Source organism: Pseudoalteromonas sp. P1-11, assembly GCF_001399995.1.
Taxonomy (GTDB): Bacteria; Pseudomonadota; Gammaproteobacteria; order Enterobacterales; family Alteromonadaceae; genus Pseudoalteromonas; species Pseudoalteromonas atlantica.
This window is the reverse complement of the sequence record NZ_LJSP01000030.1, coordinates 1-536: the sequence shown is the minus strand read 5'-3', so window position 1 is coordinate 536 and position 536 is coordinate 1. Positions and strand designations below refer to the sequence as shown.

The 536-nt window shown below is 51.7% G+C and carries 1 protein-coding gene; it reads right to left on the bottom strand.

Features of this window, described 5'->3' with window-relative positions; all coding sequences use genetic code 11:
• Window positions 1-536 (bottom strand): Ig-like domain-containing protein (locus AN390_RS19535; RefSeq protein WP_173644047.1); only part of this gene is annotated, 536 nt, incomplete at both ends.

Sequence of the window (536 nt, the reverse complement as noted above, 5' to 3'; positions counted from 1 at the left end):
TAACATCGTTACTTGAACCTGGGCTGGTTAAATCAAGCGTTGGCGCAACGGTATCAACCTCCCCTGCGCCTGTGGCGGTCGCTGTGTTACCCGCTGTATCGCTTACGCTTGCACTTACGGTATAACTGCCTTCAGCAACTACTTGTGAGGCAGCCACACTCCACGTGCCATTAGCTCCTAGGGTCGTTGTAACCGTATGGGTCACGTTATTACTATCGGTGATTTCAACCGTTACGGTGCTGCCTTGCGGTGCATTCGCGGTGCCGGTGATCGTTGGGGTTGTATCATTGGTAACAACTAACTCATTCACTTCAATCGCAGGCATAGTGGTGTCAATAATACCGGTTTCTGTGGCGCTGCCGATATTACCCAGGCCATCGTCTACCTCGGCGGTCACTGTGTATTCGCCTTCAGCTAATTCAGTTGGTGCATCAACGCTCCACACGCCATCGGTTACGGTGGTATCAACAGTCGTAATATTACCCGCGCTGTCTTCAAACGTTAAGCTAATGGTGGTGCCATCGGCTGCATCGCTT